The organism is Streptomyces sp. NPDC126503 (assembly GCF_040302405.1).
GTDB lineage: Bacteria > Actinomycetota > Actinomycetes > Streptomycetales > Streptomycetaceae > Streptomyces > Streptomyces gulbargensis.
The window spans coordinates 171,765-198,141 of sequence record NZ_JBEORS010000002.1; the positions used below are offsets into that span (position 1 = coordinate 171,765).

At 72.2% G+C, this 26,377-nt stretch carries 19 protein-coding genes; 7 read left to right on the forward strand and 12 right to left on the reverse strand.

Going from position 1 to position 26,377, the window contains the following annotated elements:
- Positions 1–130: 130 nt before the first annotated feature.
- The 4 genes from ABTY40_RS03575 to ABTY40_RS03590 all read right to left on the reverse strand — a co-directional run bounded on the left by ABTY40_RS03575 (position 131) and on the right by ABTY40_RS03590 (position 4,923).
- Positions 131–1,960: an acyl-CoA dehydrogenase gene (locus ABTY40_RS03575; protein ID WP_345280204.1), complete on the reverse strand. Its 1,830-nt coding sequence runs from the start codon at positions 1,958–1,960 to the stop codon at positions 131–133.
- Between the two features lie 212 nt (positions 1,961–2,172).
- A complete protein-coding gene (locus tag ABTY40_RS03580) occupies positions 2,173–2,643 on the reverse strand; it encodes a hypothetical protein (RefSeq protein ID WP_352057969.1) in 471 nt (156 codons plus the stop codon).
- A gap of 58 nt (positions 2,644–2,701) precedes the next feature.
- On the reverse strand, positions 2,702–4,474 hold the full coding sequence (locus tag ABTY40_RS03585; protein WP_352057970.1) for an alpha/beta hydrolase: 1,773 nt from the start codon (positions 4,472–4,474) through the stop codon (positions 2,702–2,704).
- A gap of 5 nt (positions 4,475–4,479) precedes the next feature.
- Positions 4,480–4,923, reverse strand: a complete 444-nt coding sequence (locus tag ABTY40_RS03590; RefSeq protein WP_352057971.1) for a hypothetical protein — start codon at positions 4,921–4,923, stop codon at positions 4,480–4,482.
- A gap of 130 nt (positions 4,924–5,053) precedes the next feature.
- On the opposite strand from ABTY40_RS03590, the gene ABTY40_RS03595 reads away from it, so the two are divergent.
- The 3 genes from ABTY40_RS03595 to ABTY40_RS03605 all read left to right on the forward strand — a co-directional run bounded on the left by ABTY40_RS03595 (position 5,054) and on the right by ABTY40_RS03605 (position 7,823).
- Positions 5,054–5,557, forward strand: a complete 504-nt coding sequence (locus ABTY40_RS03595) for an SseB family protein (RefSeq protein WP_345280192.1) — start codon at positions 5,054–5,056, stop codon at positions 5,555–5,557.
- 136 nt (positions 5,558–5,693) lie between these two features.
- On the forward strand, positions 5,694–6,656 hold the full coding sequence (locus ABTY40_RS03600; RefSeq protein ID WP_352057972.1) for a pirin family protein: 963 nt from the start codon (positions 5,694–5,696) through the stop codon (positions 6,654–6,656).
- 87 nt (positions 6,657–6,743) lie between these two features.
- Positions 6,744–7,823, forward strand: coding sequence for an AI-2E family transporter (locus ABTY40_RS03605; RefSeq protein ID WP_352057973.1), 1,080 nt, complete (start codon positions 6,744–6,746; stop codon positions 7,821–7,823).
- 23 nt (positions 7,824–7,846) lie between these two features.
- Here ABTY40_RS03605 and ABTY40_RS03610 read toward each other — a convergent pair whose 3' ends face one another.
- Together ABTY40_RS03610 and ABTY40_RS03615 are read right to left on the reverse strand one after the other, a co-directional pair.
- Positions 7,847–8,665, reverse strand: a complete 819-nt coding sequence (locus ABTY40_RS03610; RefSeq protein ID WP_345280187.1) for an oxygen-binding di-iron domain-containing protein — start codon at positions 8,663–8,665, stop codon at positions 7,847–7,849.
- Positions 8,666–8,882: 217 nt separating this feature from the next.
- The gene (locus ABTY40_RS03615) at positions 8,883–11,015 is read right to left on the reverse strand and encodes a SpoIIE family protein phosphatase (RefSeq protein ID WP_352057974.1); all 2,133 of its coding nucleotides are present in this window, start codon (positions 11,013–11,015) and stop codon (positions 8,883–8,885) included.
- 157 nt (positions 11,016–11,172) lie between these two features.
- Between ABTY40_RS03615 and aspS the strand changes: the two genes are divergently transcribed.
- On the forward strand, positions 11,173–12,993 hold the full coding sequence (gene aspS / locus ABTY40_RS03620) for an aspartate--tRNA ligase (protein WP_352057975.1): 1,821 nt from the start codon (positions 11,173–11,175) through the stop codon (positions 12,991–12,993).
- A 128-nt stretch (positions 12,994–13,121) separates the two neighbouring features.
- On the opposite strand, the gene ABTY40_RS03625 is transcribed toward aspS, so the two are convergent.
- The 4 genes from ABTY40_RS03625 to ABTY40_RS03640 all read right to left on the reverse strand — a co-directional run bounded on the left by ABTY40_RS03625 (position 13,122) and on the right by ABTY40_RS03640 (position 19,574).
- Complete coding sequence (locus ABTY40_RS03625; RefSeq protein ID WP_352057976.1) at positions 13,122–13,745, reverse strand: colicin immunity domain-containing protein; 624 nt, start codon at positions 13,743–13,745, stop codon at positions 13,122–13,124.
- Positions 13,746–13,909: 164 nt separating this feature from the next.
- Entirely contained in the window at positions 13,910–18,466 is a 4,557-nt protein-coding gene (locus ABTY40_RS03630) for a putative T7SS-secreted protein (RefSeq protein WP_352057977.1), read from the reverse strand.
- 3 nt (positions 18,467–18,469) lie between these two features.
- Entirely contained in the window at positions 18,470–19,114 is a 645-nt protein-coding gene (locus ABTY40_RS03635; protein ID WP_352057978.1) for a hypothetical protein, read from the reverse strand.
- Positions 19,104–19,574 (reverse strand): SseB family protein, encoded by a 471-nt coding sequence (locus ABTY40_RS03640; RefSeq protein ID WP_352057979.1) that lies wholly within the window; start codon positions 19,572–19,574, stop codon positions 19,104–19,106. The genes ABTY40_RS03635 and ABTY40_RS03640 overlap by 11 nt, the downstream gene beginning before the upstream one ends.
- A gap of 198 nt (positions 19,575–19,772) precedes the next feature.
- Between ABTY40_RS03640 and ABTY40_RS03645 the strand changes: the two genes are divergently transcribed.
- Together ABTY40_RS03645 and ABTY40_RS03650 are read left to right on the forward strand one after the other, a co-directional pair.
- Entirely contained in the window at positions 19,773–20,429 is a 657-nt protein-coding gene (locus ABTY40_RS03645; protein WP_352058228.1) for a response regulator transcription factor, read from the forward strand.
- Positions 20,426–21,499, forward strand: a complete 1,074-nt coding sequence (locus ABTY40_RS03650) for a HAMP domain-containing sensor histidine kinase (RefSeq protein ID WP_352057980.1) — start codon at positions 20,426–20,428, stop codon at positions 21,497–21,499. Before ABTY40_RS03645 ends, ABTY40_RS03650 begins: the two co-directional genes overlap by 4 nt.
- Here ABTY40_RS03650 and ABTY40_RS03655 read toward each other — a convergent pair.
- Positions 21,486–22,994: a VWA domain-containing protein gene (locus tag ABTY40_RS03655; RefSeq protein WP_352057981.1), complete on the reverse strand. Its 1,509-nt coding sequence runs from the start codon at positions 22,992–22,994 to the stop codon at positions 21,486–21,488. The genes ABTY40_RS03650 and ABTY40_RS03655 overlap by 14 nt on opposite strands.
- Before the next feature lie 237 nt (positions 22,995–23,231).
- Between ABTY40_RS03655 and ABTY40_RS03660 the strand changes: the two genes are divergently transcribed.
- Positions 23,232–25,286: a PhoX family protein gene (locus ABTY40_RS03660; protein ID WP_352057982.1), complete on the forward strand. Its 2,055-nt coding sequence runs from the start codon at positions 23,232–23,234 to the stop codon at positions 25,284–25,286.
- Positions 25,287–25,326: 40 nt separating this feature from the next.
- Here the strand turns inward: ABTY40_RS03660 and ABTY40_RS03665 are convergent, their stop codons facing one another.
- Complete coding sequence (locus ABTY40_RS03665) at positions 25,327–26,325, reverse strand: hypothetical protein (RefSeq protein WP_352057983.1); 999 nt, start codon at positions 26,323–26,325, stop codon at positions 25,327–25,329.
- Between the last annotated feature and the right edge of the window lie 52 nt (positions 26,326–26,377).

Below are 26,377 nucleotides of genomic sequence, written 5' to 3' on the forward strand. Positions count from 1 at the left end.
GGTACGGCTCGTGGCCCCGCCCGTACGAGGCGGGCGTGCCCGCCGGCGGGTGCGCGGGTGGCCGGGAAAGGCGGAACGGCCCGCCCCCCTCCCCGGGGACGAGCCGTTCCTGTATGGACGAGAGGCGTTGCTAGAACGCGGCCTCGTCCAGGTCCATGACGGAGCCGTCGACGGCCTCCGCGAGGGCGCGCTCGGTGGAGACGCCGGGCAGGACGTTGGCGGCGAAGAACTTCGCGGCGGCGATCTTGCCCTGGTAGAAGGCGACGTCCTTGCCGGAGGCGCCGTTGGCGAGCTTCTCGGCGGCGACGGCGGCACCGCGCAGCAGCAGGTAGCCGACGACGACGTCACCGGAGGCCATGAGCAGGCGGGTGGTGTTGAGGCCGACCTTGTAGATGTTCTTGACGTCCTCGCCGGTGGCGGTGAGGTCGGTCAGCATGGCGCCGACGATGCCCTCGAGGTCGACGGCGGCCTTGGCGAGGGCGTCGCGGGCCCCGGCGAGCTCGTCGCCGCCGGTGCCGACGGCGAGGAACTTCTTGATCTCCTCGGCCAGCGCGTTCAGGGAGGCGCCCTGGTCGCGGACGATCTTGCGGAAGAAGAAGTCCTGGCCCTGGATGGCGGTGGTGCCCTCGTACAGGGTGTCGATCTTCGCGTCGCGGATGTACTGCTCGATCGGGTACTCCTGCAGGAAGCCGGAGCCGCCGAACGTCTGGAGCGACTGGGCGAGCTGCTCGTAGCCCTTCTCGGAGCCGTAGCCCTTGACGATCGGGAGGAGCAGGTCGTTGAGGCCGTGCAGCGCCTTGGCGTCCTCGCCGGCGGCCTCCTTGATCGCGATCTCGTCCTGGATCGTGGCCGTGTAGAGGACGAGGGAGCGCATGCCCTCGGCGTACGCCTTCTGCGTCATCAGCGAGCGGCGGACGTCGGGGTGGTGCGTGATGGTGACCTTGGGCGCGGTCTTGTCCATGAAGTTCGCCAGGTCGGTGCCCTGGACGCGCTCCTTGGCGTACTCCAGGGCGTTGAGGTAGCCCGTGGAGAGGGTGGAGATCGCCTTCGTGCCGACCATCATGCGGGCGAACTCGATGATGAGGAACATCTGGCGGATGCCGTCGTGCTTGTCGCCGATGAGCCAGCCCTTGGCGGGGTGCTTGTCGCCGAAGGTCATCTCGCACGTGTTGGAGGCCTTGAGGCCCATCTTGTGCTCGACGTTGGTGGCGTAGACGCCGTTGCGGGCGCCGAGCTCGCCGGTCTCCCAGTCGAACTCGTACTTCGGGACGAGGAAGAGGGAGAGGCCCTTGGTGCCGGGGCCGGCGCCCTCGGGGCGGGCGAGGACGTAGTGGAGGATGTTCTCCTCCATGTCGTGCTCACCGGAGGTGATGAAGCGCTTGACGCCCTCGATGTGCCAGGAGCCGTCCTCCTGCTGGACGGCCTTGGTGCGGCCGGCGCCGACGTCCGAGCCCGCGTCGGGCTCGGTGAGGACCATCGTCGAGCCCCAGCGGCGGTCGACGGCGATCTTCGCGACCTTCTTCTGCGCCTCGTTGCCCTCGGTGTAGAGGATGCCGGCGAAGGCCGGGCCGGAGGAGTACATCCAGATCGCCGGGTTCGCGCCGAGCAGCAGCTCCGCGTAGGCCCAGATCAGGGAGCGCGGGGAGACGGTGCCGCCGATCTCCTCGGGGATGCCCAGGCGCCAGTACTCGGACTCCATGAAGGCGTTGTACGACTTCTTGAAGGAGGCCGGGACGGGGGCCGTGTTGGTCTCCGGGTCGAAGACCGGCGGGTTGCGGTCGGCGTCGGCGAAGGACTCCGCGAGCTCGTTCTCGGCCAGGCGGCGGATCTCGTCGAGGATGCTCTTGGCGGTCTCGACGTCCATCTCCTCGAACGGACCGGTGCCGTACACCTTGTCGCGGCCGAGGACCTCGAAGAGGTTGAACTCGATGTCGCGGAGATTCGACTTGTAGTGCCCCATGGCGACGGCTCCGTAAGGCTCGGGGAGGTGGATGTCTCTCGTGCGCGTACTCGTGACACGGCGTACTACCGGTGAGTAGCCCACGTTCTCTACGATGATGCTACCCACCGGTAATAAGGGCAACCCCTATCCGGACATCTGTGACGCGGGCCGCACGCGAAGGGCCCGGGACGGCGCGTCCCGGGCCCTTCGCGTGCGGCCGCGGAGCGGCCTCAGTAGTGCTTGACCTTCTGGCCCTCCGGGACCTCGTAGCAGCCGGAGATCACGTCGATGATCAGCGAGGGCGGGTTGGTGTCCCCGCCGCTGTTCTTACGCCAGAAGCTGATGTGGACGCCGAACTTCCGCTCGTCGTTGTCGGCGGTGAGCTCGAGGTTCTTGGAGGGACTGGAGTCGGGACCGTACTTCACGATCTTCCAGCCCCGCTGGGGGAGCTCCGTCTTCAGCCGCTCCATGGCCCCGGCCAGCTCCTCGTCGGAGCCGGCCGTGAGGCTCCAGGGGTGCTTCATCGCGTAGAACCGCTCGGTGTCCTTGCCCTCGCACGACATGACCCCCACGCCGCCCTTGGACGGGGTGCCCTTGACCCCGATCAGGTCGTAGATCTCGCTCGACACCCTCTTGGTCTCGGCGTTGATCTCCTCCTGGTCGCGGACGCCGACCACCTTCGTTCCGTTGGACTCGTCCATGCTGCATCCCGTGAGTGTGAGAAGTGCCGCCGCCACCGCCAGGGCGCCGGCTCGGGGCCTATTCATCGTGCTTCACCTTGCCGTATTGACCGGCCACAACCGCTGCCTGATTGTTCAGGCTCTGGCTGTCCCGCTTCCAGTAGTCGCTGTGGCCCTCGGTGTCCGTGGACATCTGGTTGGCCCCGAACACCTCGTCGCTGGGGATGAGGAAGACGCCACCGCCGAGCCGCCACTGGCTGCCGCCGTGACCCCACCGGCCGATGTCCGGTACGGCGTCGCCGTCCGCCTCCTGGTTCCACACGTGCCCCTTCGGCACGTCCAGCTCCTCCGCCGAGCCCACCAGGACGCCCGGGCTGCCGGCCACGATCATGTCGTCGGCGCGCAGGTGCCCGTCGCGGGCGGCGGCGCCGAGGAGGGTCGTGCCGTACGAGTGGCCGATGGCGGTCGTATGGCTCTTGTCGGGGCCGCCCTGGGCGACCTCGAGGCCCTCCATGAACTTGTTGTAGGCCGGCGCCCCGTCGGTCGCGTAGTGCTCGAAGGGGGCGTCCTTCACGATGTCCTGCGGGGCGTCGTACCCCAGCCACGTGATCGTCGAGACGGAGTCGTCCCCGGGCAGACGGTCCGTGGAGCGCCAGAGGTCGACCATGCGGTCGATGTTCCCGCCGATGCTGCCGAGGTTCGACGTCGTGCCGGGCACGTACACCGCCGTGTGCTTCGCGGTGTCCGGATTGCCGTTGGCGATGATCGCCCTGCCGTTGCCCTCCGAGGAGAAACCCAGCAGATAGGCCTCGGGCAGCCCCTCCTTGCCCGTCTGCGCGAAGCGCGCCTCGATGGCGTTCATGCCCTTCAGTGAACTGTCGAGGTGGGTGTAGCGGTCGCCGTGCTGCTTCTCCCACTGCAGGAAGGCGGGGTTCTTGATGACCGCCGGGTACTGCCCGCTGGGATTCTGGATGTACTCCTGCGGCGGCTTCGGAATGGCGTTGAAGTCCAGCTGGGCCTGCGCCCGGGTCTCCGCCAGCACCATGCGGTTGGCGTCGTCGCGGACGGCGGAGGGGATGCCGTCCAGGGCGCCCACGGAGGCGGGGTAGAGCGTGGCGTACTCGTCGCGCTGTTCCTGGGTGAGGCCGTTCCACCAGGCGGCGTTCTCCTGCGGGGACTTGCCCTGCGGGATCTTGTCGTCGTCGGCGTACTTCCCCGCCGCCTGCTGCATCGCCTTGGTGTCGGCGGCGGCGTCGGCGAGGGTCGCGTCGCTGACCGTCAGGCCCGGCTCCGCCTTCAGTTTGCGCAGGACGGCGGCGTAGCGGCTGTCGATCTCGGCGGCCTCGCGGACGGCGTCGCCGATGCGCTGGGCGATGTCCTCCGCCTTGCCCTTGTTGGCGTCGGCGGATCCGACGCCCTCGCCCGCGCCCGGGGCGTAGGGGACGGGGGCCCCGTCCTGGGCGGTGTTGCTGCCGGGGGCGAGGACGAACGAGTCGGTCGGGTACTCCACCGAACCGTCGGGCTTGACCGTGAACTTGAGGTTCGCGGCGTCCTCGAGGGCCCGCTTCAGCTTGTTCTGCGGCGCCGCGAGTTCGGCGGCGAGGCCGTTGAGCGCGGTGCGGATCAGGCCGCACTCGGTGTGCAGGTACTGGTAGTTCCTGGAGAGCTGCCCGACCTCGTCGCAGGCGGCCTTCGCCGCGTCGCCCTCCTGCGTGTCGTGGATGCGGGCGAACATGGCGTTGTCCACGCGGTCCTTGTCCGCGTTGGCGCGTGAGGAGACCTTGCCCCAGCCGTCGGCGGCGTCGGTGTACTCGCTCAGTTTCACGTCGCGGAGCTGCTGCCAGGTGGGCACGGGCCTCAGTTCTCCTTCCGCTGCGGCGGTACCGGGGCCTCCGCGGCGATCTTCCGCCTGGTGGCGTCCTCGCGCTCGCCGAAGTCGCGCCCGGCGGCCTTCAGGGAACCCTCCAGCCGGCCGCACTCGTCGCGGACGGCCGTCAGCCGGGTCTTCCAGGTGCCGAGGATCTCGGTGAGCGCGGCGGAGGAGTCGAACCCGGCGGTCGCGCCGGCGACTCCGTCGTTGGCGGTGTCCAGGTCGGTCAGCGAGGTCGCGGTGCTGGTCCGCAGCTCACCCGCGGTGTTCCCGGCCGCGTGCCAGGGAGCCTCGTCGGCCTTGAGGTCGGCGGAGCCGCCCCCGCCGCCCCCGCCCGGTTCCGAGGGCAGTCCGGCCAGCGTCATCGCGGCCGGTCGCTGCTGCGGCGCCGCGCCTCCGAACAGTTCGGTCCATGCGTCGTTCAGTGTCATGTGCACCCCCGTGCGCGTCGTTGCTCCCGCGAACTTAGCAGGCACCCCACGGCGCCGGGAGGGCCCTGGGGGAGCCTGCCCCGGCCGGATCGCGGCACGGGCTCGGGGCGGTGCTCGCTAGGCTGGGGGCATGTACGGCTACGAGCAGAATCCGGGTGCCCAGCAGCAGTACGCGCCGCCCCCTCAGCAGCAGTACGACCCGCAGGCCGGCATGCAGGGCGGGATGCAGCCCGGGAACGGGTACGGGCAGCAGGCGCCGCTCTACCCGGAGCCCTCGCCGCCGTCGCTCGCGGACGCGGTGCGCGCCTTCACCACCGGCACCCTCGCGGCCGAGGACTTCCAGCAGATCTTCGCGACCTCCAAGGTCTACTGCCCGCGCGGTGACAACCCGGGCTTCCTGGCGCTGCACAACACCCAGCAGCCGGTGATCCCGATGTTCACCTCGCTGAAGGAGCTGCGGCGGTACGCGGGCAAGGAGTCGAAGTACTTCGTGATCACGGGCGCGGAGGTGATCGACCTGCTGCCGACCGGGTACGGCTTCGTCCTCGACATGGAGGGCGACCACCGCATGGTCTTCGACGCGAAGGCCGTGGAGCAGATGGTCGACTACGCGATGCGGCGGATGTACGGCTGACGCGGGCGGGAAGCGGTCGGGGAGAACGCCCGGGAGGAATTCCTTCCGGGCGTTCCGCGTTCCGGATGGCAGGAAGTTCATCGTTCAACTAAAGTGGACGTACGAGGTCGCCAAGGCCGCAACAGGAGGTCCCCTCATGCCCGCCGTGACTGTCGAGAACCCGCTCACCCTGCCGCGCGTCACCGCCCCGGCCGGTGCCGCCGCCCGCCCCGTGCTCGCCGTCACCACGGCGCCCTCGGGCTTCGAGGGCGAGGGCTTCCCGGTCCGCCGCGCCTTCGCGGGGATCAACTACCAGTACCTCGACCCGTTCATCATGATGGACCAGATGGGCGAGGTGGAGTACGCGCCCGGCGAGCCGAAGGGCACCCCCTGGCACCCCCACCGGGGCTTCGAGACCGTCACGTACATCATCGACGGCACCTTCGACCACCAGGACTCCCAGGGCGGTGGCGGCACCATCACCAACGGGGACACCCAGTGGATGACCGCCGGCTCGGGCCTGCTCCACATCGAGGCCCCGCCGGAGTCCCTCGTCGTCAGCGGCGGCCTGTTCCACGGCCTCCAGCTGTGGGTGAACCTGCCCGCCGCCGACAAGATGATGGCCCCCCGCTACCAGGACATCCGCGGCGGCCAGGTCCAGCTGCTCACCTCCCCCGACGGCGGCGCGCTGCTGCGCGTCATCGCGGGTGAGCTCGACGGACACGACGGGCCGGGCATCACCCACACCCCGATCACGATGATCCACGCCACGCTGCGTCCCGGCGCCGAGATCACCCTGCCGTGGCGCGAGGACTTCAACGGCCTCGCGTACGTCATGGCCGGCCGCGGCACCGCCGGCGCCGAACGGCGGCCGGTCCACCTCGGCCAGACCGCCGTCTTCGGCAAGGGCGGCTCGCTCACGGTCCGCGCCGACGAGAAGCAGGACGGGCACACCCCCGACCTGGAGGTCGTCCTCCTCGGCGGCCGGCCCATCCGCGAGCCGATGGCGCACTACGGCCCCTTCGTGATGAACACGCAGGCCGAACTGCGCCAGGCCTTCGAGGACTTCCAGGCGGGCCGCCTCGGCACGGTCCCGGCGGTCCACGGGATGGGCGAGTAACCCGGGGGAGCACGGCACTGACGGGCCGTCACCCGTACGGTCCGTCAGCGCGCGACGGCACGCCCCGGGGCGTGGTCCGGTGGACGGGTGCAGACGAGTGGAGCAGCAGCGCCGATCCCCGAGGGCGCCAGGCGGGTCGCCGCCTGGTGCGCCGTCCTCCTGCTGGTCGCGGGGGTCGCGGCCGTGCTCGTCTGGCTGTGCGTGGTCTTCAGGACGGCCGTCACCCCGGCGCTCCTCGCCGTCCTCGGCACCGCGCTCCTCGGGCCCCTCCACCGGCGCCTGCTGCGCATGAAGGTCCGGAAGTCGCTCGCGGCCGCGCTCACCGTCGCCGCGGTCCTCGTGGTCGCCGGCGGTGCCACGTACATCGTCGTCGCCGCCCTCGTCGAGACCGGCGACCAGATCATCGCGTCGCTGCGGCAGGCCGCCACCGGCATCGCCGACCACTTCGGCGTGGCCGGAACCTCCCTGGACGACCTGGCGGCCGACTCCCGGCAGCTCCTCCAGAAATTCGGCGGGACCGCCGCCTCCGGGGTCATCAGCGGGATCGGCGTCATCGGCCAGATGATCGCCACCGCCGTCCTCGCCCTCCTCCTCGTCTTCTTCTTCCTCCGCGACTCCGACCGGGCCGTGGGCGCCCTGCGCTCCCTCGTGCCGCCCGCCACCGGCGACGCCGTGGAGGCCATGGCGCGCCGCGCCTTCGAGGCGGTCGAGGGCTTCATGCGGGGGACGACGTTCATCGCCCTCGTCGACGCCGTCCTCATCGGCGTCGGGCTGCTCGTCCTCAGGGTGCCCGGCGCCGTCGGCCTCGCCGCGCTCGTCTTCGTGACCGCCTACATCCCGTACCTCGGGGCCTTCCTCTCCGGCGCCGTGGCGGTGCTGGTGGCGCTCGCCGACCGGGGCTTCGTCATCGCCCTGTGGGCGCTGGGCGTGGTCCTGGCCGTGCAGGTCATCGAGGGGCACCTGCTCCAGCCCATGGTCCAGAGCCGCACCGTCCACATGCATCCGGCCGCCGTCATGCTGGCCATCACCGCCGGGGCCTCGGTCGCCGGCATCCTCGGCATGCTCCTCGCCGTACCGCTGACCGCCGCCGCCACCGGCGTCCTCGGTGAGCTCCGCGCCCGGTACGGGAGCGCGGCGCCGCCGCCCCCGGAAGCGGCGGCGGGCTGAACCGTGGCCCGCGCGCGCCGCCCTCAGGTGGCGGCGGGCTGGCCGCCCGGTTCGAACGTGGCCAGCATCTGTTCCAGGGCGGCCTGGTCGGGACCGACGAACGGGTCGGCGTCCGGAGCCGTCATGATCGTGTCGATCATCAGGTCGGTCATCCGGACGGCGGGCGGCAGGTGGGTGGAGAGCACGATCTCCGCGCCCATCTCCCGCAGGGGCGTGAGCGTCGCCCGGTACTTGTCCGCGTCCACGACGTGCACCCACGGGCTGTCCACGGCCGCCCACAGCAGCTGCGCGTCCCGCAACTGCGCGGGGGACAGGTCGTTCGCGTGCCCGCTCTCCGCCAGCTCGGCGCTCGGCATGGGGCCGCCGAAGCAGTCGGAGCTGAAACAGATCCGGGTCCTGTCGTCGTAGAAGCCGACGGTGGCCGGATTGTCGAACAGCGGAGGCCGGAATCCGTGCAGCGTGCGGTCCCCGACGTCGAGGGACTGGCCGGGGTTGAGGAAGTACGCCCGGTCCAGGGGAAGCGGGCGCTCCGTGGAGAGGATCCCGGCGCCGAGGAAGGTGGTCACGACCTTCGCCCGGGGCGCGGCGACCAGCAGGTCGAAGAGACCGCCGGTGTGGTCCCGGTCGGGGTGGGTGAGCCAGATCCAGCGGACGTCGGCGGGGTCGATGACGGAGCCGAGGGTGTTGACGAAGGTCCGGTCGGCCAGCGAGAGCCCGGTGTCGACGACCACGGGTTCGGCGGCGGTGAGGACGTACGCGTTGGCGGGGATGTGTCCGATCCCCGGCACTTCGAGGCTGTCGGCCAGGACGGTGGTGTCGCTGCCGACCTTGTGGGTGTCCATGACGCACTGCTCCGTGGTCCCCCCGGGCGGCCGTACGCCACCAGTCTCCTCCGTACGGGTGAGCCTTGCGCGCCGGAGGGGCCGGGGGGCCGGGGCGGGGGCCGGGAGGACTCGTACGGCCGGGGCCGCCGCGTTTCCCGTAAGGCCGGTCCTCGCCCCGTACCGCCGCGCCGTCTCCCGTACGGTCCCGGCCCCCGCGCCCGTACCGCCGCCGCCCTTACCGGCAGCAGCCGTCCGCCGGCGCGGGCTCGTTGAGCTCGAACCAGATCGTCTTGCCCTCGCCCCTCGGGTCCACGCCCCACGCGTCCGCGAGCATCTCCATGAGGACCAGGCCGCGTCCGCTGGAGGCCATCTCGCCCGGGTGGCGTTTGTGCGGCAGTTCGTCGCTGCCGTCGGAGACCTCGACCCGCAGCCGGCGGGTCTTCTCGCCGCAGGCGACCTCCGCGACGAGCAGGGCGTCGCCGTCGGTGTGGACGAGGACGTTGGTGAGCATCTCCGAGACCATGAGGACGGCCGAGTCGAGCTGCTCGGGGTCGGCCCAGTCGTGCAGCAGCTGCCGGAGCTGTTCGCGGGCCTCGGCGACCCGCTCGGGCTCGGCCTGCGCGATCGTCATGAGGGTGCGCCGGGGGGTCTCGCGGGCCGCCGTCGCGGCCTGGCGGGAGATCAGCAGGAGCGCGATGTCGTCCTCGCGGCGGTCGGCGAGCGGGCCGGTGGTGTGGTGGGAGGCCGGGCCGTGGACGGCCTCGACCAGGGTGTCGGCGAGCGTCTCCAGGTCCTCGCCCTCGTGGGCCTCCAGGAGCCGCCTGGCCCGTTCCCAGCCGCTGTCGAGGTCGTGGCCGCCGGTCTCCAGGAGGCCGTCGGTGCACATCATCAGGGTCTCGCCCGGTTCCAGGGTGAGGCGGGTGGTGGGGTAGTCGGTGTCGGGGTCGATGCCGAGGGGCAGGCCGCCGGCGGTGGGCCTGAGCAGAACCGTTCCGTCGACCATCCGTACCGCCGGGTCCGGGTGCCCCGCCCGCGCGATGTCGACCGTGCCCGTGGCCAGGTCCACCTCCAGGTAGAGGCAGGTCGCGAACCGGGGCCCGCCGCCGTCCCCGTCGTCCCCGTCGTCCCCGTCCGTGATCCCGTACAGGAACCGCGAGGCCCGGGACAGCACCGCGTCCGGCCGGTGCCCCTCGGAGGCGTACGCGCGCAGGGCGATCCGCAGCTGGCCCATCAGCCCCGCCGCCCGGACGTCGTGACCCTGGACGTCGCCGATGACCAGGGCGATCCGCCCCGCGCCGGACCCGCCGGCGCCGCGGCCCGAGGGGCCGCCGGGCAGCCGGATCATGTCGTACCAGTCACCGCCGACCTGGAGCCCGCCGCCGGTCGGCACGTACCGCGCGGCGACCTGGATGCCGGGGATGCCCGGCCCGAGGACCGGCATCATCGCCCGCTGGAGGCCGAGCGACAGCTCGCGCTCCGACTCGGCCACCCCCGCCCGCGCGAGGGCCTGCGCGAGCATCCGGGCGACCGTCGTCAGGACCGAGCGCTCGTCGGGGGTGAAGGCGACCGGATGCTTGAAGGCGGCCATCCAGGCGCCCATGGTGCGCCCGGCGACGATGAGCGGGACGAAGGCCCAGGAACGGCGGCCGAAACGTTCCGCCAGCGGCCAGGTCATCGGGAAGCGGCGCAGGTAGTCCTCGGGGGTCGGCAGATAGATCGCCCGGCCCGTCCGCACCACCTCCGCCGCCGGGTAGTCGGTGTCCAGCGACATCGACGTGAACGGTCCCTCGTCGCCGTCCCGCTGCCCGTGGTGCCCGATGACCGTCAGCCGGTCGCCCGACACGCCGAAGACGGCGAGCCCGTCCGGCGAGAAACCGGGCATCGACAGCGAGGCCGCCACCCGCAGCACCTCGGCCGTCGACCGCGCCTCCGCGAGCGCCCGCCCCGCGTCGAGCAGGAAGGCCTCGCGGGATCGGCGCCAGTCGCCGGTGACGGGGGTACGCGCGGCGGTGCCCGGCTCCGGTTCGGCGACCTCCTGGAGGGTGCCGACGAGCCGGTAGCCGGTCCCGTCGACGAACGGCTTCGACCGGGTCCGTACGGTACGGAGCACCCGGCCCCCCTCGTCCATGATCCGCAGCCGGGCCTCGGCGAGGGTGCCCTCGGCGACGGCCAGGTTGACCACGCCGTCGATCTCGTTCCAGTCGACCGGGTGGAAACGGGACCGCACCGCCGCCTCGCTCAGCTCGGCGGGGGCGGCGGGCAGGCCCAGCAGCCGGGCGGCCTCGGCGTCGAGCGAGACGATCCGGGAGGCGTTGTCCCAGCGCCACAGGCCCGTCGCGATGGCGGCCAGGACGTCCTCGGTGCGCATTGCCCCACTTTATGAATATCGGACAGGGGGCCGCCACCGACGGTATTCGAATGGCGATCCCGGACCGGCCGGTACCCTGGACGGGTCCGCGGTACGGGTCCCCCGGGGCCCCGGGCGACGGACCCACCCCAAGATCCCGAAGACTGGATGAACGACGATGCATCGGTACAGGTCCCACACCTGCGGCGAGCTCCGCGCCTCTGACGTCGGCACCGACGTCCGGCTGAGCGGCTGGCTGCACAATCGGCGCGACCTGGGCGGCATCCTCTTCATCGATCTGCGCGACCACTACGGCATCACGCAGCTCGTCGCCCGCCCCGGCACCGCCGCCTACGAGGCCCTCGACAAGCTGACGAAGGAGTCCGTCGTCCGCGTCGACGGCAAGGTCGTCTCGCGCGGCGCGGAGAACGTCAACGCCGAGCTGCCCACCGGCGAGGTCGAGGTCGAGGTCGGCGAGGTCGAGGTCCTCGGCGCCGCCCAGCAGATCCCCTTCACCATCAACACCGACGACGGTGTGAACGAGGAGCGGCGCCTGGAGTACCGCTTCCTCGACCTGCGCCGCGAGCGCATGCACCGCAACATCATGCTGCGCTCGGCCGTCATCGCCGCCATGCGGCAGAAGATGACCGCCCTCGGCTTCAACGAGATGGCGACGCCGATCCTCACCGCGACCTCCCCCGAGGGCGCCCGCGACTTCGTCGTCCCCTCCCGCCTCAACCCGGGCAAGTTCTACGCGCTGCCGCAGGCCCCGCAGCAGTTCAAGCAGCTGCTGATGATCTCCGGCTTCGACCGGTACTTCCAGATCGCGCCCTGCTTCCGCGACGAGGACGCCCGCGCCGACCGTTCGCCGGGCGAGTTCTACCAGCTCGACGTCGAGATGTCGTTCGTCGAGCAGGAGGACGTCTTCCAGCCCATCGAGAAGCTCATGACCGAGCTGTTCGAGGAGTTCGGCGGCGGCCGTCCGGTCAGCTCGCCGTTCCCGCGGATCCCGTTCCGCGAGTCGATGCTGAAGTACGGCAACGACAAGCCGGACCTGCGCACCGACCTGGAGCTCGTCGACATCACCGACGTCTTCGAGAAGTCGGAGTTCAAGGCCTTCGCCGGCAAGCACGTGCGCGCGCTCGCCGTGCCCGACACGGGCGACCAGCCGCGCAAGTTCTTCGACTCGCTCGGCGACTTCGCCGTCTCCCTCGGCGCGAAGGGCCTGGCCTGGATCCGTGTCGGCGAGGGCAACGCCCTCACCGGCCCGATCGCCAAGTTCCTCACCGAGGAGAACGTCGCGGCCCTCACCGAGCGCCTCGGCCTGAAGCCCGGCCACGCCGTCTTCTTCGGCGCGGGCGAGTTCGACGAGGTCTCCAAGATCATGGGCCCGGTCCGCGTGGAGGCCGCCAAGCGCGCCGGCCGCTTCGAGGAGAACGTCTTCCGCTTCGCGTGGATCGTCGACTTCCCGATGTACGAGCGGGACGAGGAGACCGGCAAGATCGACTTCTCGCACAACCCGTTCTCCATGCCGCAGGGCGGCCTGGAGGCCCTGGAGACCCAGGACCCGCTGGACATCCTCGGCTGGCAGTACGACATCGTCTGCAACGGCATCGAGCTCTCCTCCGGCGCCATCCGGAACCACGAGCCCGAGATCATGTTCAAGGCCTTCGAGATCGCCGGCTACAGCCGCGAGACCGTCGAGACCGAGTTCGCCGGCATGCTCCGCGCCTTCCAGTTCGGCGCCCCGCCGCACGGCGGCATCGCCCCGGGCGTCGACCGCATCGTCATGCTCCTCGCCGACGAGCCCAACATCCGCGAGACCATCGCCTTCCCGCTCAACGGCAACGCCCAGGACCTGATGATGGGCGCCCCGACCGAGCTCGACGAGGCCCGCCTGCGCGAGCTGAACATCCAGCTCCGCAAGCCGGTCGCCTCCGCCAAGCCCACGGACGATCGCCCGGTGACGGACGCGGTGCACCCGGACGCGGCGCGGTAGTTTTGAGGGACGTGTGAGAGAGGGGCCCGGGATCCGATGGGATCCCGGGCCCTTCTTGCAGGACACCGGGATGTCACGGCTTCAGGTGATGTGGCCCGGTGCTGGGGTTGTCGCTCTCCGGGCGATCTTCACTTTTCGCCGCAAACGATGCTGTGGATTCTCTTTCGCAGATCGCTGTCTGTCAGGTCGCCAGGCTCCCTGAGATCAGGGTCGGGTGTGTAATCCTCAAGTGCCATGAATACTCCATCGAGCAGCTTGGCCAGGTCCCCGCTTGCCCTCTCGCCTTCAGTCTGTGCAGCCCTCCGTGCTTCCCACCATCCCGTCGCGAATTCTGTTGCGGCACAGGACCCCTGGGTGAAGTCGCTGAGTAGGGTCATAAGGCGAGCTGTGGCGGTGCCTGGCGTGACTTCGTCGGGGTGTGTCCATGCTCTGTGTGCAGGTGCATGAGCGGCGGCGATGCTCCGGAGATTGGGCCATCGGCTCTTCATCGTTCTTGCGTAGCGCCCGAACTGGGCGCGCGCCGCATCGATTCCCTCAGGAACGGCGGCGGCCAGGAATGGTTCGGTCCCGGAAACCAGCGTGTAGCCCGGCTCGGGGAACAACACCGCTCCTTGCAAGTCTGGGGTGTACAAGATCGCCGGAGCAGCCGTTCCCGCCAGGCCGTCCTCGTTCGGCTGCCGCGTTTCCGGCGTGGTGGAGGTCTCATGCGTGGTCGCCGCAGTCGAGTCCACGAGAACGTGCTGCGTGCCCACAGCCCGACACCCTGCTTCGATGCGGCGTACCACGGCGGCGCCGAGTTGGCTGCCTGCGGGGATCGGGGTCACGCTTTTCCCGGCGAGCCACTCCGGCGCGAAATATCCGTCCGGTCCGAGCAGAGCGCCTCTTTGTCCGGGCCGACCCTCGCCAGGTGGTCGTGTCACCACAGGAATCCCCTATGAATGATGTCAGTAAACTGATTGTCACTCAGGCGCCAAGCCGACCAGAAGGTCCCGTCTGTACGGAGCATGACCATCTTCTGTGACGAAGGATCGATGAAGCCAACGGCCTGACCCTGATTCCGGTAATTGTACCTATATATCTTTGTGGCGTCGGAAGTCATGTGCTCCCGCATGCTCTGCTCGAACCGCTGCAGGTTGTTCTTGTTGAGGTTTCCTGGGCTGTCCAGGAAGTCGCCGGCGTGAGCATGAAACTTCTTGCTCATCACTTTCTGACTTGAGAAGTCTGCCTTCTCTTCCCAACGTCCCTTGGCGTCCCTCTGGGGGCACCCGTCCGGCGCCAGCCCCAGCGGATCGCTCCACGTGTGCGGATTGTGCACGTACGCCACCGGGTTCGGGGCCGGGGCCAGGCCCAGGGGGTCCGGGGTGAGGTAGCGGGCGGATTCCGGGTCGTAGTAGCGGAAGTGGTTGTAGTGGAGGCCCGATTCGGGGTCGAAGTACTGGCCCGGGAAGCGGAGGGGGGTGTACGCGGTGGCGTCGCGGGTCCAGGTGGTGGTGCCCCAGAGGGTCGAGCGGGTGCGCCAGGCCAGGGTGCCCGATTCGTCGATCAGCTCGGTGGGGGTGCCGATCAGGTCGGTGACGACGGCGAAGAAGCGTTCGTCGTCCGTGTCCGCGCGGCGTTCCGTCTGGGTCAGGGGCCGCAGGCCCGCGTGGTCCCAGGTGAGGGTGTAGTCGTCCGTCGTCTGTTCGCAGAGCGTGCTGCCGTCCCAGGTGAAGTGGACGGTCTCCCGGTCCGATCGCTTGGAGACGCGGCGGCCCAACGGGTCGTAGGTGTAGCGCCAGACCGTCCCGTCGGGGGTGGTGACCGCCCGCAGGCGGTCCTCGGCGTCCCACTCGTAGCGCCAGGTGTCCGGCTTCCTGGAGAGGCGGGTCTTCCGGCGGAGCACGACGCGGCCTTGCGCGTCGTGCTCGTAGCGGACGCCGCCCGCCCGCGTGATGCGGGTGCCCTCGTAGACGCGCGGGCCGGTCGCGGTGTGGTCCGGGTGGGTGGAGGGCCAGTCCGCCTCCGTCTGGTTGCCGGCCTCGTCGTACGCGTACCGCTCCGTCCAGTCCCGTGCGCGGACGGCCGTGACCCGGCCCGCCGCGTCCAGGTCGAAGTGACGGGTGCCGGAGAAGGCGTCCGTGACGGAGGTCAGGCCGCCGTCGGGGCGGTAGGTGTACGCACGGTGCTGGAGGCGGCCGGTCCGGGCGGTGACGTCCTGGGCCGTGAGACGGCTCGTCCCGTCGTACGAGGACGTCAGGGTGGCGAAGTCGCCGATCGTGCGGCCGACCTCCCGGCCCAGGGCGTCGTGGGCGAAGGCGAGGGTGCGGCCGGAGGCGGTGAGTTCCGTGGGGCGTCCGGCCGCGTCGTACGACCAGGTGCTGACGGAGCCGGACGGGGTGGTCCGCCCCACCCGGCGGCCCAGCCCGTCGTACGTGTAGGTCAGCGTCCGGCCGTCGACCGTCTCGGACTTCAGGCGGCCGAAGCGGTCGCGGAGGCGGACGAGCGTCGCGTCGGGGCCGGTGGCCGACGCCAGTTCGTCGAAGATGTCGTACTCGTAGGTGGTGACCGGCCCGTCCGCGTCCTTGCGGACGATCCGGCCGAGGGCGTCGCGCGCGAACCGCACCGTCTGCCCGAGCGCGTTCGTCCGGGCGGTGAGCCGTCCCGCCGCGTCGTACGCGTAGGTCAGCGTCCGGCCGTCGAAGTCCGTCTCCGCGACCGGCCGGCCCGCCGGGTCGTACCGGTAGTCCCAGGTCAGCCCCTGCGGGTTGGTGACCCGGGTCAGCTGGAGGGCGGCGTCGTGGGTGAAGGTGTACCGCGTGCCGTCCGGGTCCGTCCGGGCCGTCAGGACGTCGAAGTCGCCGTACTCGAAGCGGGTCGTGGCGCCGAGCGGGTCGGTGTGGGTGAGGCAGTTGCCCTCCCCGTCGTACGTCCACGACTCCTCCGACCCGTCGGGCGCCACGCGCCGCGCGAGGAGGCCTTCGACCGTCCACTCCTGCCGGGTGACCGCTCCGAGGGGATCGGTCGTGGCGACCGTCCGGCCGAAGGCGTCCCGCTCGAAGCGGGTCGTGGCGCCCAGCGGGTCCGTGATCGCGGCGGGGAGACCGGAGCTGTCCGGGACCAGGTGGGTGGTGTGGCCGAGCGGGTCGGTGAGGCGGGTGAGCCGTCCGGCCTCGTCGTACGCGAACTCCGTCCGCGCACCGGAGGCGTCCGTGACGGAGGTCCGGTTCCCCCGGGCGTCGTACGTCTGCCGGACCGTCGTGCCGTCGGGGCGCGTCACGCGGACGGGGAGGCCGAGCGCGTCGTACGCGGCCGTCGTGGTGCGGCCGTCCGGCCGGGTCACCGAGACGAGCCGGCCCTCCTCGTCGTACGCGAACCGGGTCACCGCCCCCAGGGGGTCCGTGCGGGACAGCAGTCGTCCCCGCGCGTCCCGTTCGAAGCGGGTGGTCGCACCGGCCGGGTCGGTCTCGGCGACGATCAGGTGCCGGTCGTCCACCTCGTAGCGGGTCGTGGCGCCGAGCGGGTCCGTGATGGTGTTCGACCCGTCGTCCCAGGTGAACCGGAAGGCCATGATGCCGTCCCGGCCGGACTGGGAGACGCAGCGGTGCCGTTCGTCGTAGACGTAGCCGAAGGGGCTGCCGTTGGTGTCGGTCCACGACGTGATGCGGCCCTGCTCGTCGTAGCCGAAGCGCAGCGGGCGGCCGGAGGAGTTGGTCACCGAGGTCAGGTGGCCGTCGGTGTAGCCGTAGCGGGCGATCTCCCGTTCGCCCAGGTGCAGGGCGGTGACGCGGGCCCCGTCCGTGGTCAGACGCAGGTGGTGTCCGCCGTGGTGGACGACCGAGACCGGGGCGCCCGCCGGGTCGTACTCGAAGGTGATCCAGTTGCCGTTGCGGTCGTCGATCTGGCTGAGCAGCGCAAGGTCGTCGCCGTGGGTGGTGAAGTGCAGGACGCGGCCGGTCTCGGGGACCGTGACGGTGTACGTGTCCTCGTCGCGGTCGAGCGTCCAGCGCCGGGCGCCGTGGGTGGGCAGCACCGGGACACCGGGGGCCGGGTGGGGGAAGGCGAGCAGGCTGCTGTCCTCGCAGAGGAGCACGACGCCCTCCGCGTCGATCTCCAGGCGCTGGTCCAGGGTGCTCGCCCAGGACGGGCCGAACCAGCGGCCGGCCCGGTAGGAGGACTCGAAGGTGCGGCTCAGGACGAGGGGCAGGGTGCCGGGGAGGGTGACGTCCGTCTGGGGCAGGACCATGCGGCCGGTCGCCATGTCGACGGGGTCGCTCGCGCAGGTCTTCTCCCCGTGGCAGCGGCTGGTGTCGTGCGGGTCCTCCGAGTGGGCGGTGCGTGCTTTGCCCGGGGCGGGCTGCTGCCCGCCGCCCGGCAGGTCGGAGACCCGGGCGGCGGTCCTGAGCCCGCCCAGGCCCTTCGTACCGAGCAGCTCGGGCAGCATGCGGCCGGTGAACTCGCTCGGGTCGTCCTTCGCCGCTTCCCAGGCGCTCTTCAGGGCTTGGTCGGGGTGGGCGGCCGTCCGCACCAGACCGGCCAGGGTCATGTTGACGTTCTGGACGTATGCGGCGGGGTGGCTGAGGTTGTACGGATCCAGCGGGTGGACGGAGCGGACGAAACTCGCCAGTCCGGCGACGCCCTTCACCGCCCCGCCGGCGACGTGGCTGAGCTCGACCGACGAGCCGAGGGCGTAGTCGACCGCGTCGATCTTGAGACGGTCGCCCAGTGAGGGTTCGGCCGGCGCGTGGGCGAGTGCGGCGGCGACGGCCGCCCGCGCCGTCTCCGCCGCCTCGTCGCGCTGCCGCCGGGCGTCGGCGAGCATCTCCTCGGCCCGGGCGCGCTGGGCTTCTCCCGGGTCGGCCCCGGGGGTCGGGCGGGACGGCGCCGGGCCGGTGCGCGGATCGGGTCCCGTGAGGGCCGCCTCGTAGGCGGCGGCGTCCTTCTCGTAGGCGGCGACGTCCTTCTCGTGGGCGGCCCGGGCCGCCGCCGAGGACGCGTCGCCCTGCCGGTGCAGGGCGATCGCCTCGCGCGCCCGGCCCTGCGCCCAGGTGACGGTCGTGGCGTACGTCTCCAGGGCCGCCGCGGCGGCACCGAAGGCGTCGGCGGCGTGCAGCCACTGGACCGGGACGGCCCGGAACCGCTCCTGGAACGCCCGCGCCGCCTCCCCCTTCCAGTGGCCGGTGTCCTCCACGGCCTTCAGCCCGCGGCCGACGCTCCCGAACGCGGACCGGAAGTCCCGCAGGTTCGCCACCGTCGCGCCGATCGCACCGGCATCGCCGTGGACCAGCTCGTTCGGCTCGTCGGTCTCGCCGAGGCGTGCCTCGGTGATCTTCGCGCCGAGCGCGGACGCGGCCCGGTCGCCCACGTCCTCCACCGTGTCCGCGACACCTTCGGCGCCGACGGCGTCGAGCCCGCCGCCGATCACGTCCGTGGTCCCGTCGATCCCCCGGCCGAGCAGGCGCTTGCCGTCGTCGAAGAGTTCCCCCAGGTCCGGCATCGGTCAGCGGTCCCCCCAACCGGGTTCCTGTGCGCGTCGGACCGCCTCGTCGGACGGTTCGAACTGCTCCCGGGCCTCCCTGCCCAGGGTCTCCGCCTCTGCGGGGCTCAGAGCACCGGAGCGGCGCAGGGAGTCGAGCATCCCGTCCTGGACCTCGTAGCCCGTGTCCCGCCACGTCCGCCCGATCTCGTCCCACGACTGACGGAACGATTCGGCGCTGTAGTCGGCGCCGTCCGTGGCGCGCCGGGAGGCGATCTCGTCCCAGCTCTGCCGGGAGACCTCGCCCTCGGACAGGTGCGGGTTGCCCACGGCGGCGTTCGTCGCGATCTTGAAGGTGTCCTTCAGGTACCGCTCCTGCTCCGCGAACGCCCCGGCGGACACGCCCAGGCCGGCGGCGAAGACGTTCGCCCGCTGCATGAGGTCCCGTACCCCCCAGCCCCACCGGTCGCAGAAGGCCGTGAACTCGTCCGCCAGCCCCTGGTGTCCCAACTGCATGCCGGACAGGGCCAGTCCGGAGAACCCCCGGCCGGTGACGGCCTGCTGCCCCACCGTGAGGTCACCGAGCTCGCGGTGCGCCTTGTCGATGCCCTGGGCGATCAGTTCGAGGGCGCCCTCCGGCGCCGCGAGGTCCGGGTCGTCACCGGCCACCGTCCACCTCCTGGTCCATGAGATCCAGGGCCGCCGCCGCGGGGACGACCCCGTCGACCGGCGGGAACAGCGTCCCGCCGGGGCTGCCGGCGTCCAGCGCCACCCCCGCGGGCGCGCCCACCGCCGGCACGAACACGTCGAGCAGCCGGGCGCCCAGCACCGTCCGGTACTCCCAGGGCCGGTGCGCCTCGCCCTGTGCCTGTGCGAAGCGCGCCAGACGTTCCTCGTCGGAGAACGCGCAGATCCACAGCACCCCGCCCTGTTCGGCGATCCACGGCCCTCCGTGCGGCCCGGTGGGCACCAGCACCGCCGTTCGCCGGAACGTGCCCAGGCGGACGGCGGCCTCGCGGCGCGCGGCGGCGAGGGCGTCCGCCCCGGCCGGCGGGCGCTCGGCCGCCGGATCGCCCGCCGCCGCCGTGAGGTCGGGCGCAGCCGCCGTCGTGAGGTCGGAAAGTCGCATGAGCCGGTCCCCCTCCTGCCTGTGCGGCGGCGATCGTCCCCCGGCGGCGTTCTCGGGAGCAAAGCGCGGGGGCGCACTTTGTCACCTGCGCGCGGGCGTACGCGGGCGGGCCCCGGGTGCCGGTGCCACGGGGCGGCCTGGTCGAATCGGGGGTGCCGGTACGTGCCGGGCATCGGGTGCGGTGAGGAGGAGGGCGTGATGCGGGTGCTGGTCGCCGAGGACGAGGTCGTGCTCGCGGGGCTCGTGGCCACCGGGCTGCGGCGGGCCGGGTTCGCCGTGGACACCGTGCACCGGGGCGACGACGCCCTGGAGCGGCTCGCCCTGCACCCGTACGACGTGCTCGTCCTCGACCGCGACCTGCCCCGGGTGCACGGCGACGAGGTGGCGCGGCGGCTGGTCGCCGGCGGGTCGGCCACCCGCATCCTCATGCTGACGGCCGCCACCGCCACGGACGACCGCGTCACCGGCCTCGACCTCGGCGCCGACGACTACCTGGGCAAGCCCTTCGAGTTCCCCGAGCTCGTCTCCCGCGTCCGCGCCCTGCGCCGCCGCTCCGCCCGCGCACCCTTGCCACCGCTCCTGCGCCGGGGCGGCCTCGTCATGGACACCGTCCGCCGCACCGCCTGCCGCGACGGCCGCCCGCTCGACCTGACGCCCAAGGAGTTCTCCGTCCTCCAGATCCTCCTGGAGGCGGACGGCGCCGCCGTCTCCGCCGAGGAACTCCTCGAACGGGCCTGGGACGAGCACGCCGACCCCTTCACCGGCGCCGTCCGCGTCTGCGTGAGCAAGCTCCGCGCCAAACTGGGCGACCCGTCCCCCATCCGTACCGTCCAAGGCGTGGGGTACCAGCTGTGATCGGCGCCGGTTCCACGATCCGTACCCGCATCGCCCTCGTGTACGGGGGCGTCTTCCTGGTCCTCGGCGGGCTGCTGCTGCTCGTGGTGAACCTGCTCGTCCGGGCCGGGACGGACGTACGGACCGAGCAGCTCGTGGCCCGCGCCGACGACCTGGCCGTCGTCGAGGCCGCCCGCATCGGCGACGACGTCAGCCGCGCCGCGGGCGACCAGATGCTCATGTGGTCCGGCCTGGGCCTGCTCGTCATGGCCTGCTGCGCCGTCGTCGTCGGCTGGTGGACGGCCGGCCGCGTCCTGCGGCCCGTCCACGAGATGACCGCCCGCGCCCGGAGCCTCTCCGAACGGACCCTGCACGAACGTCTCGCCGTACGCGGCCCCGACGACGAACTGAAGGAGCTCGGCGACACCGTCGACGCGCTCCTCGGGCGCCTGGAGACGGCCTTCGACAGTCAGCGCCGGTTCATCGCCAACGCCTCCCACGAGCTGCGCACCCCGCTCGCCACCCAGCGCGCCGCCCTCCAGATCGGCGTGGACGACAGCTGCGAGGTCAAGCGGATCCTCCTCGACACCAACCGGCACAGCGAGCGCCTCATCGACGGCCTGCTGCTCCTCGCCCGGGGCGAGCGGGGCCTCGCCGAGCGGGAGGACGTACGCCTCGGCGAGGTCGCCCGCGAGGAGTTCGAGGACACCGTCGTCGCAACGGACGGGGTCGTCAGCGGCAGCCGCGTGCTCCTGGGGCAGCTCGTGCGCAACCTCGTCGCCAACGCCCGCGCCTACAACGTGCCCGGCGGCCTCGTCGCCGTCCGCGTCGACGGCGGCGTCCTCACCGTGACCAACACCGGCCCCGTCGTCCCCGAGGCCGACGTCCCCGGCCTCTTCGAACCCTTCCGGCGCGGCGAGGGCCGCGACCGGACCGGCCCGGGAGCCGGCCTCGGCCTCTCCATCGTCCGGTCCGTCGCCCACGCCCACGGCGGCCACGTCACCGCCCGCGCCCGCGACGCGGCGGACGGCGGCGGTCTGGTGGTGACGGTGACCCTTCCGGCCACCGTCACCCCTCCTACAGCTCCGTGAGGTCCGCCAGCAGCTTCCGGTAGAACGCGGTGTGGGCGGTGGTGGACGGCTCGGGTCCCGCGAAGTACGTGGCCGTACGGGGCGTCTCCAGCTTCCGCAGGTAGTCGAAGGCCTTGTTGTCCTCCTCGCCCCAGGCCACGAACCGCCAGTGCAGCGGGCGGTCCGCCGCCGCGGCCAGGGCCTCCGTGGCGGCTGTCTTCGACTCCGGCGCGCCGTCCGTCTGGAAGATCACCAGGGCCGGGGCGGCCGGGTCCGTCTTGCCGTGGTGCGCGAGGACCTCCTCGACGGCCCGGTGGTAGTTCGTACGGCCCAGGCGGCCGAGCGTCCCGTTGATCTCCTCCACGCGGGTGGGGGAGGTGGTGGCGGGCGTCAGCTCCACCGTGCCGTCCACGTCCGTCGAGAAGAACACGGCCGTCACGGCCGCCTCCTCGTCCAGGTGCGCGGCCAGCGCGACCGCCTGCTCGGCGAGGCGCTGCACCGACCCGTCCTTGAAGTAGCCGCGCATCGAGCCGGAACGGTCCACGACCAGGTACACCCGCGCCCGGGCGCCGGCCAGTCCCTGCTTGCGCAGGACGCCACCCGCCGCCTTGTACGCGTCCGCGAGGTGCGGAGCGGCGGCCTTCACCTTCGCCGGCGTCATGGCGGGACGCGCCTCGCGCGCCGCCGCCGCGGGCTTGTCACCGGCGGCCGAGCCCGCCGCCTGCTCCTCGGCCGTTTCCCGCTCTTCGGCCAGCGCTTGCTCCTCGGCCGCGTCCGGCACCTCTGCCGCTTCCGGTTCCCCGGCCGCTTCCGAGGCGTCGGCCTGCTGCTCCCCGGTCCCGGTCCCGGCCTTCTCCTCGGCCTGGTCCCTCACCTCGGCCGGAGCTTCGGGCGCGGCCTCCGCCGGTACGTCCGCCTCGGACTGCGGCGCGGGCTCGGACGCTTCCGCCCGAGGCTCGTCCGTCGCCGGGGTCTCGTCCGCTGCCGGGGTCACGTCCTTCGACGGCGTCCCGTCCTTCTCCGCGGCATGGGTCTCCGCCGCCGGAGCGGTCCCGGTCTCCTGCGGTTCCTCGGCCTCCGCCTCCGGTTCCGCCGCCGCCTCCGCCGGTGCTTCCGCCTCCGGTTCCTTCACGGCCTCCGCCGGTGCCTTCGTCTCCGGCCGCTCCTCCTGCCGGGGGCCGGGGACCCCCGCCTCGCCCTCCGGTTCCGTCCGCGTCGCCGTGGGCTCCGCGCTCTCCGGGTTTTCCGGCGTCTCGCCGTCCACCGTCCGCGCCTTCGGGATCTGCGGGTTGTCGAAGGCCGCGGCCACCAGGTCGTCGGCCGCCCGGTGGGCCGCCTCCTCCGGGGGCTGGGGGGCGGGGCCGGCGCCGGGAGCCACGGGCTCCGTGACGCGCTCCTCCGCGGGGGCGGTCACGGCGGCGGGCTCGCGGGTCTGGGGCGGTACGGAGGGCGCCGGGGTCTCCTCGTGGTCGCGGTCGCGGCCGAACACCTTGCGCAGCAAGCTCCGAATACCCATGGGCGAACCCTTTCGCATGAGTTGGATGCGGTATGCGTCCTTCATCCCTGGCCAGGGCGGACACGTAAGGTTAGCGGCCCGCGGCCCCCGATTCCGGAACCCCGGGCTCCCCGGTTTCCGCGCATTCATCGGGCGTTCACTCCTACGCCTCCCTCGTGCAGATGTGCGCACATAGCGTCACGGTCGAACGGATTCCCGACAGCTTGTCGGCGCACTGCTGCGCCGGAGGAGGACGAAGTGCGCAAACTGCTGCCGCTGCTGAGCTCGAACCCGCACGGAGGCGGCCGTTCCGCTCTCACCTGCCGGTTCCGCTGTGGTGACGCCTGTTTCCACGAGGTGCCGAACACCAGCGACAACGAGTACGTCGGCGACGTCATCGCCGGTGCCCTCTCGCGCCGCTCGGTGATGCGCGCCGCCGCCGTGGTCACCGTCGCGTCCGCCGTGGGCGGCGCCGCCGTGCTGGGTGACGCGCCGGCCGCCGAGGCCCGCCCGTACCCCGGGGGCAAGGCCGACGGCGCGCGCGGTCTGCGGTTCGCGCCGGTCGCGCCGAACACCGCCGACCAGGTGACCGTCCCGGCCGGGTACGCGCAGGACGTCGTCATCCGCTGGGGCGAGCCGATCCTCCGGGGCGCGCCCGCCTTCGACGCCGACAAGCAGACGGCGAAGGCGCAGGCCGGGCAGTTCGGTTACAACAACGACTTCCTCTCCCTGCTGCCGCTGCGCGGGGAGCCGGGCCGCCAGGTGCTCGTGGCGAACCACGAGTACACCGACGAGGTCCTGATGTTCCGCGGCTACGACGCGGAGAACCCGACCCGCGAGCAGGTCGAGATCGCGTGGGCGGCGCACGGCCTCTCGGTGGTCGTCGTCCAGGAGGAGCACCGCTCCGGGCGTCTCACCCCGGTCACCCGCCACCCCCTCAACCGGCGCCTGCACACCACCAGCGAGTTCGAGCTGACCGGCCCGGCCGCAGGCAGCGACCTGGTGCGGACGAGCGCCGACCCCGAGGGCCGCACCGTCCTCGGCACGCTCAACAACTGCGCGGGCGGCACCACCCCGTGGGGCACCACGCTCCACGGCGAGGAGAACTTCAACCAGTACTTCGCGTACGGGAGTTCCGCGACCGACAAGCGCTACGGCATCGGCACCGGCGCCTCGGAGCGCAAGTGGGAGCGGTTCGACAAGCGCTTCGACCTGCGCCAGGAGCCGAACGAGGCGCACCGCCAGGGCTGGGTCGTGGAGCTCGACCCGTACGACCCGGACTCGACGCCCCGCAAGCGCACCGCGCTCGGCCGGTTCAAGCACGAGGCGGCGCAGCCGCGCCTGACCGCCGACGACCGCCCGGTCGTCTACATGGGCGACGACGAGCGCTTCGACTACTTCTACAAGTTCGTCTCCTCGAAGCGGATGGTGAAGGGCTCCTCGCGCAAGGCGCGGGAGCACAACCTGACCCTCCTGGACGAGGGCACCCTCTACGTCGCCAAGCTGACCGGGGACTCGCCGGCCGCGGAGATCGACGGCAGCGGCAGGCGCCCGGTGGACGGTGAGTTCGACGGTTCGGGCGTGTGGATCCCGCTCGCCACGGCCGGTCCGGACGGGGCCGTCTCGCACGTGCCCGGGATGACCGCCGAGGAGGTGTTCGTCTTCACCCGGCTCGCCGGTGACAAGGTCGGCGCCACGAAGATGGACCGCCCGGAGGACGTCGAGCCCTCCCCGCGCACCGGCCGCGTGTACGTCGCGCTGACCAACAACTCCAACCGCGGCAAGGGCACCAACCCGGGCGCGGACGAGGCCAACCCGCGCAACCTCAACAAGCACGGGCAGGTCCTGGAGCTGGCCGAGCACTGGGACGACCCGGCCTCCGACGGCTTCGCCTGGCGTCTGTTCCTCGTCGCCGGTGACCCGAACGACCCGGCGACCTACTACGCGGGCTACCCGAAGGAGAAGGTCTCGCCGATCTCCTGCCCCGACAACATCGCCTTCGACCCGCACGGCAACCTGTGGCTGTCCACCGACGGCAACGCCCTCGGCTCGCACGACGGCCTGTTCGGTGTGGCCACGCACGGCGAGCGGCGCGGTGAGCTGAAGCAGTTCCTGACCGTGCCGAAGGGCGCCGAGACCTGCGGCCCGATCATCCAGGACCGGCGCGTCCTGGTGGCCGTGCAGCACCCGGGCGAGGTGGACGGTGCCTCCGTGGAGAAGCCGGCGTCGGTCTGGCCCGACGGCCCCGGCCGGATCGTGCGGCCCGCCGTGGTCGCCGTCTGGCGCAAGGACGGCCGCGACATCGGCGTCTGACGCGGGCGCGGAGCGGGGGCCGGGAGCGCCGGGGAGGCCGTCAGGTCATCCCCAGGCCCTCCCGGAAGCGGAGGATCTGTTCCTCCGGGTCCCCGGTGTACGCCCACGGCACCCACGCCGCCCGGGCGCCCAGCATGCCGAGAAGCCGCCGGGCCGGTTCCGCCTCGCCCGCGTAGCAGGCGGCATGGGCCAGGAAGTTGAGGTCGGCGACCTCCTCGGGGGCGACCGGTCGGTCCGGGTCCCGGCCGCCGATCCAGCGGGCGTGGGTGCGGCGCAGTTCGGTCACCGCCAGCTCGTGCTTCCAGTGCTGGTCGAAGCCGCGCACCGGGCCGCGGCCGAGTGCCCCGTCCGCGATGTACCGGTACTCCTCGACCCGGGCGACCTGCACGAGGACCGGCAGCGGGGTGCCGGGCGGTGCCACACCGGCCGCGTCGCGCGCGAAGTCGTACATGCTGCCGTGGGTGCCGTGCCAGCGCGCCGACAGGTACCGCAGGACCTGGATGTGGCCCTCGGTGTTGTACGGGTCGCGGCGCCGCAGCTCGTCGAACCAGTGGCGCAGTTCGCGGCGCGGCACCCCGCCCTCGTACAGGCGGGCGACGGACAGCAGCGACACCCACGGCATGGGGTCCTCGGGTGCGGCGTCGGCGGCGGCGCGGCAGGCGTCGACGGCGGCGTCGATCCGACCGCGTTCGAGGGGGGCGCCCCGGCCGGCGGCGATGGCCGCGTCGAAGACCCGGACCACCTCGGTGGCGGCCCGCAGCACGGCCGCGTCCGGGTTGCCGGGTTCGGCGGCCCGCCAGGTCTCGACGGTGGAGCTGCCGGCGGCGGCGTGCGAGAGGAGCCGCAGCCGGTGGGTGCGGCGGGCCCAGTCGTCGCCGGTGGCGGCGAGCAGGTCGCGGACGCCCTGCCAGCGGCCGATGACGATGTCGTGGCGGGCCTCGGTGAGGGCCCGGTCGCCGAAGTCCGGGTCGAAGTCGGGGACGAAGCGCTCCGGGCGGGACGACCGGCCCGTCCGTCGGGCACGGCGGCGTACGGCCATCGGGGCCTCCTTCGGGTCCTTCGGGGTCCTTCGGTACGGCGGCGGGCTCCGG